This window comes from Jeotgalibacillus marinus (genome assembly GCF_040801915.1).
Classification (GTDB): Bacteria; Bacillota; Bacilli; order Bacillales; family Jeotgalibacillaceae; genus Jeotgalibacillus; species Jeotgalibacillus marinus.
Map to the genome: position 1 here is coordinate 1 of NZ_JBFMIA010000146.1, position 275 is coordinate 275.

General features: G+C 53.1%; 1 protein-coding gene. It reads right to left on the reverse strand.

Annotated elements, in window-relative coordinates; genetic code table 11:
- On the reverse strand, positions 1 to 275 hold a 275-nt coding region (locus AB1471_RS18935; RefSeq protein WP_367780972.1), incomplete at both ends, for a hypothetical protein.

Consider the following 275-nt stretch of genomic DNA (forward strand, 5'->3'; position numbering starts at 1 on the left):
CTCTTCCCCCTTCCTTTCTCCCCCTCTCCCTCCCCCTCTTCTCCCTTTTCTTCCCTCTTCTCCTCCTTCTTCTCCCCCCTCTTTCTCTTCTCCCCTTTTTTTCTCCTCTCTCTTCCTCCCTCCTCTTTCCTCCTCCCTTCCCTCCTTCTCTTTTTTTCTCTTTCTCGTTTCTTCTCCCTCTCTTCCCCTCTTTTCCCCCCTCTTCCTTCCCCTTTCCTCCTTCCTTCCCTTCTTCTCTCCTCCTCTCCCCTCCTCCTTCTCTTTCTCCCTCTTTC